We start from the raw sequence: 14,233 nt of genomic DNA on the forward strand, positions 1-14,233 counted from the left end.
TTAGATCATCTCTTCGCCGCCCTTCCCGCCGAGAACGATTTCTCCGGCTTCGGCCATACGGCGGGCAATGGTGAGGATTTCTTTCTGCGCGGTTTCCACGTCGCTGACGCGCACCGGGCCTTTGGCCTCGAGGTCGTCGCGCAACAGTTCGGCCGCCCGTTTGGACATGTTCTTGAAGATCTTCTCTTTGACGCCTTCGTCCGAACCCTTGAGCGCCAGTACCAGCACGTCGGAGGACACTTCGCGCAGCAACGCCTGAATGCCGCGGTCGTCGACATCGGACAGGTTGTTGAACACGAACATGAGGTCTTCGATCTGACCGGACAGGTCTTCGTCGACTTCGCGGATCGAGTCCATCAGCTGACCTTCGATCGAGCTGTCGAGGAAGTTCATGATGTCGGCCGCGCGCTTGATGCCACCCAGGGTGGTGCGCGAGGCATTCGAGTTGCCGGAGAACTGCTTCTCGAGAATCTGGTTGAGTTCTTTCAGGGCCGCCGGCTGCACGGTGTTCAACGAGGACACTCGCAGGATGATGTCCAACCGGACCTTGTGGTCGAAGTTGCCCAGCACTTCACCGGCCTGGTCCGGGTCGAGGTACGCCACCACGATTGCCTGGATCTGCGGGTGCTCGTAACGGATCACGTCGGCAACGGCGCGCGGCTCCATCCACTTCAGGCTGTCGAGGCCGCTGGTGTTGCCGCCCAGCAGGATCCGGTCGATCAGGCCGTTGGCCTTATCTTCGCCCAACGCCTGGGTGAGCATTTTGCGCACGTAGTCATCGGAGCCGACGCCCAGGCTGGTCTGGTCGCCGACGATGTCGACGAACTCACTCATGACCTGTTCGACCTGCTCGCGGTGCACGTTACCCATCTGGGCCATGGCCACGCCCACACGCTGAACCTCTTTGGGCCCCATGTGGCGCAGCACTTGCGCGGCATCCGTAGACCCCAGGGACAGCAGCAGGATAGCGGCTTTATCAACCCGGGACAGTTTGGCGACAGCGGCTCGGTTATCACTCATCTGCGTTAATCCACTCTTTCACGACCTGGGCCACGCGACCCGGATCTTCTGCCACCAGACTCTTGATTGCGTTCAATTGTGCGTCATAGCCTTCGCTTGGGCTCGGCAGCAGGATGCTGGTCGGGCCACCGAGGCTGACGCGATCGTTGGCCAGTTCGCCGTCCAGGCCACCCATGCCACCGAGTTCGACGTCGCTGCCCAGGCCTGCGAGTTGCTTGTCTTTGCCGCCACCGGTGATGTTGTTGAGCACCGGACGCAGCACGCCGAATACCAGCACCAGGATGAACAACACACCCAGCACTTGCTTGACGATGTCCCAAAACCACGGCTGGGAGTAGAACGGAATCTCGGCGATCGCTTCGCCGCGCTCGGCGGAGAACGGCATGTTGATCACACTGACGCTGTCGCCACGGCTGGCGTCGAAACCGACCGCGTCCTGTACCAGACGGGTGAAGCGCGCCAACTCATCGGCACTCCACGGCGCACGGGTGGTTTCGCCGTTGGCCGCGTTGACCTTGACCTGATCATCCACCACCACCGACACCGACAGGCGATTCAATCGACCCTGCTGTTGCTTGGTGTGGCTGATGGAACGGTCGAGTTCGAAGTTCTTGGTGGATTGTTGACGCTTGTCTGCCGGGTACGGTGCCAGCATCGGCTGGCCGGTGGCCGGGTCCATGATTTGCTGACCGTTGGCATCGAGCAATGGCTGACCTGGCTGCACCATGCCGGCCGACGCCGTGGCGCCACCCGTAGTTTGCGGCGCCGAGGCAGGCGATGGCGGCTGGTTGCTCAGCGCACCCGGCACACCTTGCGGGCCATTGCTGGCGGTGCGTTGTTCATTGACCGACTGCTCACTGCGCAACGCCGGCTGGTCCGGGTTGAACTGCTCGGAAGTCGACTCGACGGCACTGAAATCGACGTCCGCCGAGACTTCAGCTTTATAGCGATCGTTGCCCAACACCGGTTGCAGGATGTTGTGCACGCGCTGGGTCAGCATGCTTTCCATGCGACGGCTGTAATCGAACTGCTTGCCGGCCATGGTCAGTTCGGAGTTTTCCGCCTGATCCGACAGCAGGTTGCCCTTCTGGTCGACAACGGTGATCTGCGACTTGCTCAGTTCGGGAACGCTGGTCGCCACCAGATTGATGATAGCGACGACTTGGCCCGGCTCCAGCGAGCGACCGGAATAGAGTTCAACCAGAACAGAAGCGCTTGGCTTGCGTTCGTCACGCACGAACACCGAGCTTTTCGGAATCGCCAGGTGCACGCGGGCACCCTTGACGTTGTTCAGGCTGGAAATGGTTCGGGCCAGTTCGCCTTCGAGGCCGCGCCGATAACGGGTCGCTTCCATGAACTGGCTGGTACCCAGCCCCTGCTCCTTGTCGAGGATCTCGAAACCGATGTTGCCATCGCTGGGAGTGACACCAGCGCCCGCGAGCTTGAGCCGTGCACGGGACAGGTCATCGGCCTTGACCAGCAAGGCACCGGAGTTCGGTTCGACGGTGTAGGGGATATCGGCGGCGGCCAGGGTTTCCATGACCTGCTTGGCGTCCAGGCCGGCAAGGCTGCCGTACAGAGGTCGGTAGTCCGGCTGCTGGGACCACAACACCACGGCAAAACCAATCGCCACGCTCGCTGCCAGGCCGACCAACAGGCCCACCTGACGCAACATGGTCATCTCGGAGAGGTTTTCCAGGAAAGACAACCCGAACAGCGGCGGTTTGCCGTCTATTGGAGTGGCCTTGGCCGGAACATTATCGGCGATTGCTTCTGCCATGACTCAATCTCGTCCTTAAACCGGCATCTGCATGATGTCTTGGTATGCCTGAACCAGCTTGTTACGCACTTGGGTCAACGCCTGAAAAGACACGCTGGCCTTCTGTGAGGAAATCATCACGTCCGTCAGGTCGACGCCGCTTTTACCGATCTCGAAAGCACTGGCCAACTGACTGGACGCCTGCTGGGTGTCGTTCACTTTATTGACGGCCTGACCGAGCATGTCGGAAAAGCTGCTGCCACCCAATTCAGGAACTGCGGCAGTCGATTTCGGCACAGACATCGCATCCATTTGCATGGAGCGCATATCCAGCATCAACCGATTGAATTCAATACCTTGGCTCATGGTTTCTCTCTTTGACGAAGCTACGTCTTTGGCTACCCGCAATTTTTTGACACTCACTCGGCGGGTAGTGAGGTGTTAGCAACAAGGGTGCCAGCTCTGTGGCCACTCTGAACAAAAGCCAATTCCGGGCTTCGCTCAACCACGAACCCACATTTGGATCGGTGTTGCTTGCGTCAACTTTCAGGTGGCGAACAAGTACGCTTCCACATCCATTCCGGCGTCGCGCATCTGCGCCAGCTTGTAGCGCAAGGTGCGCGGGCTGATACCCAGCCGCTCGGCGGCTTCTTTGCGACGGCCGCGCTCAGAGCGCAAAGTGTCGATGATCATCTGGAATTCACGGCGCCGCAGGTCATCGCCGAGGGCGCCCGCCGATTCGGCTTCGACTTCCACAGAACGTGTGGGCGTCAGCGCCAATGTCGGTAACGGCGCACACGCCACAGGCCCGGCCAGGCAAAAATCCTGCGGCTGGATCAATCCGCCCTGCTGCAGAATCAAGGCACGCTGGATCGCGTTATCCAGTTCACGCACGTTACCCGGCCACGGATAACCGATCAGGCACGCCTGCGCCTCAGGCGAGAGCTTCGCAGCGGCATGCTTCATTTTATTGACGTGTTTGGCCAGCAGTCGCTCAGCCAGCGGCAGGATGTCGGCGGTGCGCTCGCGCAGCGGACGCCAGGCCAGCGGGAACACCGACAGGCGATAGTAAAGGTCTTCACGAAAACGCCCCGCCGCCACTTCAGCGGCCAGGTCACGGTTGGTGGTGGCGACCACCCGGATGTCCAGCGTGATCGCCTTGCGTGCGCCGACTCGCTCGACTTCACGCTCCTGCAATACCCGCAGTAATTTGGCTTGAAGGCCGAGGGGCATTTCGGAGATTTCATCGAGCAGGATCGTCCCGCCATCGGCCTGCTCGAACTTGCCGGCCTGCGCCGCAATGGCGCCGGTGAATGATCCCTTTTCGTGACCGAACAAGGTAGCCTCGAGCATGTTGTCCGGGATTGCTGCGCAGTTGATCGCAATGAATGGCTGACTGGCGCGATGGGAGTGCTGATGGATGTAACGTGCCAGCACTTCCTTGCCGGTCCCGGACTCACCGGAGATCAGCACCGTGGAGTCACTGCGCGCCACCCGTGCTGCCAATTCCAGCAATTGCGCACTCGCCGGCTCGAACGCCACAGGCCCCTCGCTCTCGGTCGCGCCGAGATTGCCCAGTGCGTGACGCGCCACCAGATCGAGCAAGGCTTTGGGCTCGAACGGCTTGACCAGATAATCCGCCGCACCCTGACGCATGGCGTCGACCGCGCGCTCGACCGCACCGTGAGCGGTCATCAGCAGCACCGGCAGCTGGGGCTGACGAGTCCGCAGCAATCCCAGCAGTTGATGACCATCCATGCCCGGCATGTTGACGTCACTGAGCACCAGGTTAAACACCTCGGCACCGACAGCCTCCAGCGCCTCTTCCGCTGAACCGACCGCCGTGTAATCGTGCCCGGCAAGCAATAGCGTATCGGCCAATGCTTCCCGTAGCGCGCGGTCATCCTCGACCAGTAAAACCTTGATGGCCATGTCCTTCACTTCACTCCCTGAGCGCTAGGCTGTTCACCAGAAAAAAGCGGCAAGATCACCTGCGCGCAAGTGCCGCGCCCCGGCCGCGAACGCAACTGCAATTCTCCCTGATGAGCACGGGCGACTGCCTTGACCACGGTCAGGCCCAGGCCGGTGCCGGTGGTTTTAGTGGTGAAAAACGGCTCGCCCAGTCGCGCCAGTACCTTCGTGTCGATGCCACTGCCGCTGTCGCTGACACACAAGCGCAAATTATTGCCGCGGGTATACAGGTGAACCTTCAAACGGACATCGCCGGCACTTGCCTGAATGGCGTTCTCGATCAAATTGAGGATCGCCCCGACCAGCGTGTCGCGATTGCACAGCAACTCACCGACATGACTGTCGCACTGCCAGCGAATCGGCAGATCCTGAACGTGGGTCAGCGCTGCCGCTTGCAGCGACTGCATCAGCATCTTGGGAGTAACGCGGTCAGTCAGCGGCAGCTCGCCGCGAGCGAACACCAGCATGTCGCGAACCTGGTGTTCCAGCTCATGCAAACGCTCTTTCAGGCGCCCGGCAAAACGCTGTTGCGTGGCGACTGGCAACTCCTGCTCAGCCAAATGACTGGCATAGAGCAATGCAGCGGACAACGGCGTGCGAATCTGATGAGCCAACGACGCAACCATGCGACCGAGAGACGACAGGCGCTCATGACGAGCCAGTTGATCTTGCAGGTGACGGGTTTCAGTCAGGTCGTTGAGCAACACCAACTGACCAGGTTCGGCATCCAGCGAGCGCGTGGCGATCGACAGGCGCCGACCGTCCTTGAGAGAGATTTCGTGACCGTCGTCTTCGCGCGGCGCAAAGCATCGCGCAATGACCTGCCGCCACAGCTCGCCTTCGAGGGGCAAGCCGAGCAGCTCACATGCGGCGGGATTGGCTTCACGGACGATGCCTTGGGCGTCGATGACGATGACGCCGCCAGGCAACAGATCGAGGAGATTTTGCAGACGGTTGGCCAGGCGTTCTTTTTCCGCCAACTCCTGCATGCGTTGAGCACTGACCACCGCCAGCTCGCCCTTGAGCTCGGTGACCCGGGCTTCGAGCATGCTGTAGGAATCAGTCAATTGGCTCGACATCTGGTTGAACAGCGCAAACGCCTGCTCAAGGCCAAGCCGGCTTGCCTGCTCTACGGACGACGGTTGCCCCGAAGCATCTGGGACAGGAGACATCTGGGCGGCTGGGGGCATCGTGCTCTCTCGCGTGGTTGACCGTCAGTTAAACGGAACGTTGCGAGGGATGTAGCAATACCCGTGCCTAAAAAAAACCGCCTATAAATGAAGGAGTTGAAAAACAGGCGTCAATCATCCGCCTGTTCATCACCGTCACGACGACTCATGCCGTACTTGCGCATCTTCTCCACCAGCGTGGTGCGACGAATCCGCAGCCGTTCTGCCGCCCGCGCCACGATGCCATTGGCGTCATCCAGCGCCTGCTGAATCAGCCCTTGCTCCAGACCGCCGAGGTAGTCCTTCAGGTCCAGGCCTTCCGGCGGCAACAGGGCATTGGCGGTGAAGTCCGGGGTATGACCGTTGATGGCCACCCGCTCTTCAAGATCGCTGCGCAAGCTGTCAACCATCTGCTCGTCTTCGTCATCGACGTAGCGGAATTTCTTCGGCAACTCGACCACGCCGATCACCCCGTACGGGTGCATGATCGCCATGCGCTCCACCAGGTTGGCGAGCTCGCGAACGTTGCCCGGCCAGCCATGACGACACAGCGACATGATCGCCGCCGAATTGAAACGGATCGAACCGCGCTTCTCGTGCTCCATGCGCGAGATCAACTCGTTCATCAGCAGCGGGATATCTTCGACGCGTTCGCGCAATGGCGCCATCTCGATCGGGAACACGTTCAAGCGATAGTAGAGGTCTTCGCGGAAAGTGCCGATCTCGATCATGCTTTCGAGATTCTTGTGGGTCGCCGCAATGATCCGCACATCGACGCTTTGGGTCTTGTTGCTGCCCACGCGTTCGAAGGTGCGCTCCTGCAAGACGCGCAGCAGCTTGACCTGCATCGGCAGTGGCATGTCGCCGATTTCGTCGAGGAACAGCGTACCGCCGTTGGCCAGCTCGAAACGCCCGGCACGGCTGGTGATCGCCCCGGTGAAAGCACCCTTCTCGTGGCCGAACAATTCGCTTTCCAGCAGCTCGGCCGGAATCGCCCCGCAGTTGACCGGAACGAACGGCGCGTCACGACGCTTGGAGTGGTAGTGCAGATTGCGCGCGACCACTTCCTTGCCGGTTCCGGATTCACCGAGGATCAACACGCTGGCGTCGGTGTCGGCGACTTGCTGCATCATCTGACGGACGTGTTGAATCGCCCGGCTGGTGCCGACGAGGCTGCGGAAAAGATTGGGTTCACGGTGACGACCGCGCTCACGGGCCTGGTCGTACATCTCGCGATAGACCTGGGCACGGTGCAGCGAATCGAGCAATTTACTGTAGCTGGGTGGCATTTCGAGGGTCGAAAGCACTCGGCGACGCTGGTCTTCCGGCAAGTCAATGGAAGAATTATCGCCCATTAACAAAACTGGAAGGAACTCATCCCAGGTTGAGAGTGTCTTTAACAGGCCCAAAAGTGCACCAGGAGCATTTACCGTCCCGATGAGGACACAGATTACTTCACGACTTGATGACAAAGAGCCGACCGCCTGCTGCCAGTCATGGCTGCCACAGGGTAAATTTTCTTCGCCGAGAAAATTTAAAATCACCGCCAAATCGCGGCGGCGGACGCTATCGTCATCAATCAGCAGAATTTTGGTTTCACGCCACATGCAATAGCAACTTCCCTAGTCAACTCAATGCCCAAAATGAGGGGCAAGCTAGACGCTTGCAGACACGTTATGCCTGTAGACGCCTGAAATCTGGAACCAGCCACTAGTTAAGTCAAAAAACCGTGCACAGTCAAATTTATGGCGCACTATGTTTGGATTAACTGGGGGTTAACCAAACAGATGGTAAACCTTTGCCGCGCTCTGCGCTTGGTGGATCTGCGACATCTCGTCGACTATCGCCTGGCGCTCCCCCGTCGCCGCCTCCAGAAGCTGTTTATACACCCCCAGCAACTCCTCAAGGTTGTCGCGCAACGCGGCCTCGTCCACCGAAGCTTCACTCAAGACGTCTTCCATGCAGGAACGGCAAGCCAGGTCCAATTCACCAATGGCTTCCCAGTTGCGCTCGGCCAATGCCCCGACGAGGGCATCGCGGGTTTGTTCGATTCGCCGCAAGACAAGACTCATGGTGATCTCCTTAAAACTGCGGACCCGGCTCGGCGATAGCATCCCAACCGTCCTTGACCGTGCGAAGCAGGTCGGCGACTTCATCGAGAATCGTAGCGTCGTTGCGGATGTTGGCGTCCGTCAGGCGCTTAATCATATAGACATACAGATTGTCCAGCTTACCGATCGTTTCGGCCGAATTCTCACGATCCAGACCCTCACGCAAGCCGCCGATAATGCCAATGGCCTTACCGATTGCCAGGCCCTTGTTGGCGATTTCCTTGCGCTCCATCGCGCCTTTTGCCTGGGCGATGCGATCCAGACCGCCTTCCATCAACATCTGCACCAGACGATGGGGACTAGCTTCGGAAGTCTGGGCCTGAGCACCGATCTTCTGATACTGCCGAAGGGCTAACATCGGGTTCATGCTGTACCTCGTCACAACTCAAAAGTTTGTATATTCAGGGTATCGACGTCGCGTCAAAAAACTTTAGGCCAAAGAAAAAAAGCCCGACACGCTTGAGAAAGCTGCCGGGCTTTTGTCACTCTGAATATTATGAATTATTTTTTTGGGCGTTCATCGCCTCAAACATCGACGTGATATTGGCCGCTGTCGCTTTGAGCTGGCCTACCAGGGTGTCCATCGCGTTGTACTTTTTGGTCAGAGCCTCGGTCAACGAAGCGATCCGCGAGTCCAGAGCAGCTTGCTGGTTGGACAGAGAGGTCGTTACGCTATTGAGACTTTTCGTGCGTTTGTCCAGCAGACCATCGGTTGTAACGTAAGGATCAACCGCTGCCTTCATACGCGCCAGCAAACCAGTATCACCGGAAAACAGCGACTGGATTTCACCGCCCAGCTTTTTATCGTCCATCGCCGCGGTGAACTTGGTAGAGCTGAACTCCAGCGTACCGTCGGCCTGCACGGTGTTGATACCCAATTGCGACAGCACCGAAAGCTGACTGGTGGAGCCCGCCGGTACAGTTACCAACTCATTGCGTATGGCCGACAGCAACGCACGCGCAGAAGCATCACCGGTCAACGGAGCGGTCACCGTCAGGTTGCCATCAGAATCCTTGGTGGTCTTGGTCAGCGTGTTAACGGTCTTGACCAGAGTGTTGTAGGCGTCGACGAACGTCTGTAACGACGTCTTCAGCCCGCTGGTGTTGGTCGCCACAGTGACGGTCGATGTACCAGGCGCAACCAGGGTGAAGCTCAAACCGCTGACAGCGCTGTCAACTTTGTTGGACTTGCTGGTCATGCTCATGCCATCGACCGTGAAGGCCGCGTCGACAGCCAGCGCAGAAACATAGCCACCACTGCCGGCCGTCATTGGCTGAGTACCATCGACCGTCAGCTCGGCGATCCCGCTGACAACGATATCCGAGCCCGCGCCGGTGGTGGTCGAGCCGATAACCATACGCGATCCACTGCCATCGTTGACAATGTTGGCAGTGATACCGCTCGCTTGCAGCTTGGTGTTTATTGCATCCCGAACGGTCTGCAACGTGGAGTTGGCAGGCACATCAACGGTGTAATCAGTGCCATTTTGACTGATGGTCAGCGTACCAGTCGGAATAGCACTGCTTGCCCCCCCGGCAAAAGTAGCCGTGGCGACTTTGGAACTGGTGGCCAGCTTATCTACAACGACCTGGTAGTTACCGGTAACGGCGGTGTTGTCCGACGTCGCGGTGACGAATTTGGTCTCGGACGAGGTCGCAGCAAAACCCAGAAAGGCTGGCGTGGTCGTGCTGTTGAGGTTATTCATTGCAGTCTGATAGGCCTGCAACGCGGACTTCAACTGCCCGATTGCGGAAATCGAAGCCGTGTTGGCGGTCACCTGCTTGGTGATCTGGTTCTGCTTCGGTTCTTTATCAGCAGCCACCAGCGCCTTGACTATCGCTGCCGTATCGATACCGGAACCCAGACCAACGCCTGGTAGAATTACACTTGCCATCTGCTTCTCCCTTTCAGTGTGTCGCCGGCCTTTTGACCACTACAACGCCCAAAAGAACATAGCAACAAGTTTCATGCCAGTTGTCAGACTTTAGCGCTGAACAACAGACTGCTCGCATCATTCAAACTGTTGGCCAGCTTCAGGACTTCTTCGTTGGGGATCTGACGAACCACTTCACCGGAGTCACTGGCAATCACTTTGACCACTACTTTTCCTGAAGCCTCGTCGATCGAGAACTCCAGATTGCGCTTGACCGACTGAACAAACTTTTCAATTTCCTGGACGGCCATTTTCAGTTGGTCCTGTTCGGTTCCAGCGTCTTTCTTTTCATCCTTGACCGGCGCCACGGCAGCAGCATCGGCTCGAGGCTTTTCCGCTGGTGTATCAGCAACAATCGTCGCTGGCTTCGCAGCCGGATAAGACAAGTTCAGCTTCACGCTCATATCCATGTCCATCACCCCTTAAAGTAAAAAGCGAGAGAGCACGACCAGCGCACTCCCCCGCCAAAACTCAACCAGCTATTACTGAAGCAGTTTCAGTACAGCGGATGGCAGTTGGTTGGCCTGAGCCAGAACTGCGGTGGAAGCTTGTTGCAGAGTTTGCTGCTTGGTCAACTGAGCGGTTTCTGCTGCGAAGTCGGTATCCTGGATACGACCTTGAGCGGCAGTGGAGTTCTCAGCCATGTTCTGCAGGTTGTTGGTGGTGGACTGGAAGCGGTTTTGTACAGCACCCAGGTCAGCACGAGTATCGTTGATGGTCTGCAGGGCGGTGTCGATTGCGTCGATTGCGGCCAGGGAAGCAGTGTGCGCGGCAGCGTCGGTGGTGCCGGAGATTGCGATGGTGCCGGTATCAACACCCAGAGCACTTGCAGCGAAGCTGCTGCTCATTACAACGCTGATCTGCTGGTCTGCACCAGTCATTGCGCCAACCTGGAACTGCATGGTACCGGCCGAGCCGTCCAGCAAGTGCTTGTTGGTGCCGAAAGTGGTGGAAGTAGCGATACGAGTCAGCTCGTCGGACTTCGCTGCGAATTCCTTGTTCAGAGCGGCACGTTCAGAGGTGCTGTTCGAGTCGTTCGTGGCTTGCAGAGCCAGTTCACGCATACGCTGCAGAATGTTGGTCGATTCAGCCAGTGCGCCTTCAGCGGTCTGAGTGATCGAAACACCGTCGTTGGCGTTTTTGATCGCTACGGCAGAACCGGTGATCATGGTTTGCAGTTTAGTAGCGATCTGCATGCCAGCGGCGTCGTCTTTAGCGCTGTTGATACGCAGGCCGGAAGACAGGCGAGTCATCGAAGTGCTCAGCGCGTCGGAAGCACGGTTCAGGTTCTTCTGAACGGTCAGCGAAGTGGTGTTGGTGTTTACAGTTAAAGCCATGACGAAATCCTCGTTGGTTGGGTACTGCGGCTTCCGGCCCTGGCAACCGCCGGGTGTGGCCTAGAGAACCTTCGTAATAGTTATCGTCGGGTTTGGGTGTTGCTTGAGGGGATTTTTGAAAAAATTTGCCATCACACTGCCATCCCCAGATAAACCAAGGGCTAGCGGGCAAACGGGATGAAAAAATGACGTCAGAAAAGCACCGCAGACTGTGACATGGCTCACTGTTGCGGCGCTAAAGGAGGGAGGGGAAGCAGAATCGACAGTTCTTGTTTAGCGCTCTTCAACTCTTTTCAACAACGCGACCACTTCATACTCCAGATAGTCGGCCAGACTCAACCAGTCCTGGCGCTCCTGACAGTCGAGCATGGTCATGAGCGTCTGCGCCCATTGCTGTTGCACCGGGGCTTGCGCCCCATCGAACGTCGACATGCATTGGCCGAACAATTCGACCATCGCCACGGCCCCCTCGACATCCCGCCCAAGTCGAAACAAAGAGGCGCACTGTTCGGCGCCGGAAATAAACGCGATGGCCTGACTCATTGCACAAACTCTGAATTGAAAGCGGTGCCGACGATCATGGCGCCCGCCCGGCTGCTGTTGAAGAAACGCACCTGAGGGTGGCCAGCGATGTAGCGCTCCACCTCGCACAGATAGCTGCGGAAGTTGAGCTGCGTCTTGATGCGCTGCCCATTGCCATCGAGCACCCAATGCCTGGCAACTTTCAATTGAGGCCCCAGATCGCCGTCCTTCCAGCCGGCGTGGGTCTTGTTCATCGGGAAGGCAAAGTCGGCCCCGAACAGGGTAATGCAGGTGCTGCCCATCTTGACCGCCAGGTCGATTGCCGGATGAATCACGCTGCCGCCGACAAACAACTCGGCCCGCGGAATCTGCTGGCGCACCTGGGTGTAGATTGGACTGGCGGAATAGCCGACATAACGAGTGCCCTGCCAAGCTTCAAGCACTGAGCGATCGGTCATCGGAAAGTAGACCAACCGGGTACCGGCCGAGTCTTGCGCAGGTAAATGACATGCGGTGATTTTCACATCGAGAGTGACTACCACATCAGGTTTGATGCCTTGCTCCAACAAAGGTCGATAGGCGGTGTCGACGCAAATAAACAAGGGCCTTGGGGTTTGTTCGTGGATTTCCCGCAATTGTTGAAAGTGTTGCTCCAGGCTAGGCCCTGTCGCGATGACATAGATATCCCGACCCAATTGGGTCGCAAACAACTCGGCGACGTCTCGATCACTTCGCAGCAAAGGAAGACTGACTTGCAAACGTTCGATGATCTGCGGATCGTCGGGGCGGAACTCACGATTGTTGAAGCTCAAATGTATTTCGCTGATCAAGCGGTCACGGATCTTCGCATTGAAGTCATCGGCCAGCACCAGTTCAGCCGGCAACGCGAAGAACGGCAGCTGAATTTCCGCCCGATCGCCGGCATACAACAGCTCGACTCGCGGATCGCTGAGCCACTGCTGTTGATCGAGCAGTTGCAGCACCAGCGCAAACACCGCGCCGTTGAGGATGTGTACGTATAAACGCTCAAGCCCGGCGCGCTGCAGTAGCTCTATCTGCAGATCGCCAAGCCCGGTGCCGTAGACATGCACCACCGGACTATCGATGGGCAGGCTATCGGCCTGAAGCCCGGCCTCGCGGGTACGGTCGTGGCGACTGGTCAGCTGGATGCCGTTGATGCTCAACGTCGAGCCCAGGCCTTCGACCAGATCGGCCTGCAACAGGCTCGCGTCTTCAACCAGCAAGCGCGCAGACAGCAGCGGCCAGCGGCGCTGCATGACCTCGGCGTTGCGCTCAAAGAACTCACTCATGGAGCCTCGCTTTTCATTCAGGCAAAAAAATAGCGTTCAAGGTTACACCTTGAACGCTTTTTTTTGCCTGGCTTTCTTTGACTGAAGAGCCGAGATTCAAGGGCGATAGATGATCGCCGAACCCCATGACAATCCAACACCGAAACCACTCAGCGCAACGCGCTTCCACTTCGAATCCAGCACGTGTTTTTCCAGCAGCAACGGAATGCTCGACGATACGGTATTACCGGTTTCGACCATGTCCTTGATGAACTTCTCAGGCTCACCCTCGAACCGCCGCGCCACGGCGTCGACAATGGCTGCACTGCCCTGGTGAATGCAGAAGGCATCGATATCGTCAGCCGTCAGCCCCGAGTCAGCGAGCAACTCATGCAAATGCGCCGGCACTTTGAGCAGCGCGAAGTTGAAGACCTGACGGCCGTTCATGAAGAACACCCCGTCGGAAACCTTCAGGTGCGGCGCGCCGGAACCGTCGGTGCCGAACTTGGCCTTGCCCAACTGCCAGGGGGCGTCTTCGCCCATCCAGGTGGCGGTGGCGGCATCGCCGAAAAGCATGGTGGTGTTGCGGTCTTCTGGATCGACGATCTTGGAGTACGGATCGGCGGTCACCAGCAAGCCATTCTTCAGGCCCGCGGCTTCCATGAAACCCTTGATGGCGTAGATGCCATAGACGTAACCGGAGCAGCCCAGGGAAATATCGAACGCAGCCACGGTCGTCGGCAGGCCCAGTTTGTCCTGAACGATGGCGGCGGTGTGTGGCAGACCTTCTTCGTCACCGTTCTGGGTCACGACGATCAGCACGTCGATGGCTTCACGCTTCAATTCTGGATTGTTGGCGAACAGCGCGTTGACTGCTTCGACACACAGGTCCGAAGTTTCTTGCCCTGCATCTTTACGCGGCAGGAAAGCCGAACCGATCTTGCCCAGGATGAACTCTTCATCCTTTTCGAATTTTGCACCTTGTGCGTAATTGTCCACGCCGGCTACAGGAACGTAGCTCGCAATGCTCTTTATGCCAATCATTACGGCTTCCCAATAATAAACAGCCCAATACCACCGCTCGCAAGGATTCGAGGGGCGCCGACAAACAACAAATAACG

Annotated in this window: 14 protein-coding genes; all 14 read right to left on the reverse strand. The window is 58.1% G+C overall.

Annotation, left to right across the window (positions count from 1 at the left end):
* Positions 1 to 1,020, reverse strand: coding sequence for a flagellar motor switch protein FliG (gene fliG / locus PSH88_RS22095; RefSeq protein WP_003184041.1), 1,020 nt, complete (start codon positions 1,018 to 1,020; stop codon positions 1 to 3).
* A complete protein-coding gene (fliF, locus tag PSH88_RS22100; protein WP_305422650.1) occupies positions 1,013 to 2,800 on the reverse strand; it encodes a flagellar basal-body MS-ring/collar protein FliF in 1,788 nt (595 codons plus the stop codon). The genes fliG and fliF overlap by 8 nt, the downstream gene beginning before the upstream one ends.
* Positions 2,801 to 2,815: 15 nt before the next feature.
* A complete protein-coding gene (fliE, locus tag PSH88_RS22105; RefSeq protein ID WP_305422651.1) occupies positions 2,816 to 3,145 on the reverse strand; it encodes a flagellar hook-basal body complex protein FliE in 330 nt (109 codons plus the stop codon).
* 180 nt (positions 3,146 to 3,325) lie between these two features.
* The gene (gene fleR, locus PSH88_RS22110; RefSeq protein ID WP_305422652.1) at positions 3,326 to 4,711 is read right to left on the reverse strand and encodes a sigma-54-dependent response regulator transcription factor FleR; all 1,386 of its coding nucleotides are present in this window, start codon (positions 4,709 to 4,711) and stop codon (positions 3,326 to 3,328) included.
* A gap of 5 nt (positions 4,712 to 4,716) precedes the next feature.
* A complete protein-coding gene (locus PSH88_RS22115) occupies positions 4,717 to 5,922 on the reverse strand; it encodes a sensor histidine kinase (protein ID WP_305422653.1) in 1,206 nt (401 codons plus the stop codon).
* A 128-nt stretch (positions 5,923 to 6,050) separates the two neighbouring features.
* Positions 6,051 to 7,526, reverse strand: coding sequence for a sigma-54 dependent transcriptional regulator (locus PSH88_RS22120; protein WP_305422655.1), 1,476 nt, complete (start codon positions 7,524 to 7,526; stop codon positions 6,051 to 6,053).
* A gap of 168 nt (positions 7,527 to 7,694) precedes the next feature.
* Positions 7,695 to 7,991 carry a flagellar protein FliT gene (gene fliT / locus PSH88_RS22125; protein ID WP_305422656.1) on the reverse strand — a complete coding sequence of 99 codons (297 nt, stop codon included), beginning with the start codon at positions 7,989 to 7,991 and terminating at the stop codon, positions 7,695 to 7,697.
* Positions 7,992 to 8,001: 10 nt separating this feature from the next.
* Positions 8,002 to 8,397: a flagellar export chaperone FliS gene (gene fliS, locus PSH88_RS22130; RefSeq protein WP_305422657.1), complete on the reverse strand. Its 396-nt coding sequence runs from the start codon at positions 8,395 to 8,397 to the stop codon at positions 8,002 to 8,004.
* A gap of 127 nt (positions 8,398 to 8,524) precedes the next feature.
* Positions 8,525 to 9,925: a flagellar filament capping protein FliD gene (gene fliD / locus PSH88_RS22135; RefSeq protein ID WP_305422659.1), complete on the reverse strand. Its 1,401-nt coding sequence runs from the start codon at positions 9,923 to 9,925 to the stop codon at positions 8,525 to 8,527.
* 83 nt (positions 9,926 to 10,008) lie between these two features.
* Positions 10,009 to 10,374 (reverse strand): flagellar protein FlaG, encoded by a 366-nt coding sequence (locus PSH88_RS22140; RefSeq protein ID WP_305422660.1) that lies wholly within the window; start codon positions 10,372 to 10,374, stop codon positions 10,009 to 10,011.
* A gap of 72 nt (positions 10,375 to 10,446) precedes the next feature.
* A complete protein-coding gene (locus PSH88_RS22145; protein WP_305422662.1) occupies positions 10,447 to 11,301 on the reverse strand; it encodes a flagellin domain-containing protein in 855 nt (284 codons plus the stop codon).
* A 273-nt stretch (positions 11,302 to 11,574) separates the two neighbouring features.
* Positions 11,575 to 11,844 carry a hypothetical protein gene (locus tag PSH88_RS22150; protein ID WP_305422664.1) on the reverse strand — a complete coding sequence of 90 codons (270 nt, stop codon included), beginning with the start codon at positions 11,842 to 11,844 and terminating at the stop codon, positions 11,575 to 11,577.
* On the reverse strand, positions 11,841 to 13,133 hold the full coding sequence (locus PSH88_RS22155) for a motility associated factor glycosyltransferase family protein (RefSeq protein ID WP_305422665.1): 1,293 nt from the start codon (positions 13,131 to 13,133) through the stop codon (positions 11,841 to 11,843). The genes PSH88_RS22150 and PSH88_RS22155 overlap by 4 nt, the downstream gene beginning before the upstream one ends.
* A 96-nt stretch (positions 13,134 to 13,229) precedes the next feature.
* Positions 13,230 to 14,156, reverse strand: coding sequence for a ketoacyl-ACP synthase III (locus tag PSH88_RS22160; RefSeq protein WP_007894181.1), 927 nt, complete (start codon positions 14,154 to 14,156; stop codon positions 13,230 to 13,232).
* Between the last annotated feature and the right edge of the window lie 77 nt (positions 14,157 to 14,233).

This window comes from Pseudomonas wuhanensis, from assembly GCF_030687395.1.
In the GTDB taxonomy this organism is placed as follows: domain Bacteria; phylum Pseudomonadota; class Gammaproteobacteria; order Pseudomonadales; family Pseudomonadaceae; genus Aquipseudomonas; species Aquipseudomonas wuhanensis.

Bases quoted from the DNA above. Each gene is read 5' to 3' on its own strand.
- fliS (WP_305422657.1), bottom strand. From the start codon at position 8,397: ATGAACCCGATGTTAGCCCTTCGGCAGTATCAGAAGATCGGTGCTCAG.
- fliT (WP_305422656.1), bottom strand. From the start codon at position 7,991: ATGAGTCTTGTCTTGCGGCGAATCGAACAAACCCGCGATGCCCTCGTC.
- fliF (WP_305422650.1), bottom strand. From the start codon at position 2,800: ATGGCAGAAGCAATCGCCGATAATGTTCCGGCCAAGGCCACTCCAATA.
- PSH88_RS22140 (WP_305422660.1), bottom strand. From the start codon at position 10,374: ATGGATATGAGCGTGAAGCTGAACTTGTCTTATCCGGCTGCGAAGCCA.
- fliG (WP_003184041.1), bottom strand. From the start codon at position 1,020: ATGAGTGATAACCGAGCCGCTGTCGCCAAACTGTCCCGGGTTGATAAA.
- PSH88_RS22150 (WP_305422664.1), bottom strand. From the start codon at position 11,844: ATGAGTCAGGCCATCGCGTTTATTTCCGGCGCCGAACAGTGCGCCTCT.
- fleR (WP_305422652.1), bottom strand. From the start codon at position 4,711: ATGGCCATCAAGGTTTTACTGGTCGAGGATGACCGCGCGCTACGGGAA.
- PSH88_RS22155 (WP_305422665.1), bottom strand. From the start codon at position 13,133: ATGAGTGAGTTCTTTGAGCGCAACGCCGAGGTCATGCAGCGCCGCTGG.
- fliD (WP_305422659.1), bottom strand. From the start codon at position 9,925: ATGGCAAGTGTAATTCTACCAGGCGTTGGTCTGGGTTCCGGTATCGAT.
- PSH88_RS22160 (WP_007894181.1), bottom strand. From the start codon at position 14,156: ATGATTGGCATAAAGAGCATTGCGAGCTACGTTCCTGTAGCCGGCGTG.
- PSH88_RS22120 (WP_305422655.1), bottom strand. From the start codon at position 7,526: ATGTGGCGTGAAACCAAAATTCTGCTGATTGATGACGATAGCGTCCGC.
- fliE (WP_305422651.1), bottom strand. From the start codon at position 3,145: ATGAGCCAAGGTATTGAATTCAATCGGTTGATGCTGGATATGCGCTCC.
- PSH88_RS22115 (WP_305422653.1), bottom strand. From the start codon at position 5,922: ATGTCTCCTGTCCCAGATGCTTCGGGGCAACCGTCGTCCGTAGAGCAG.
- PSH88_RS22145 (WP_305422662.1), bottom strand. From the start codon at position 11,301: ATGGCTTTAACTGTAAACACCAACACCACTTCGCTGACCGTTCAGAAG.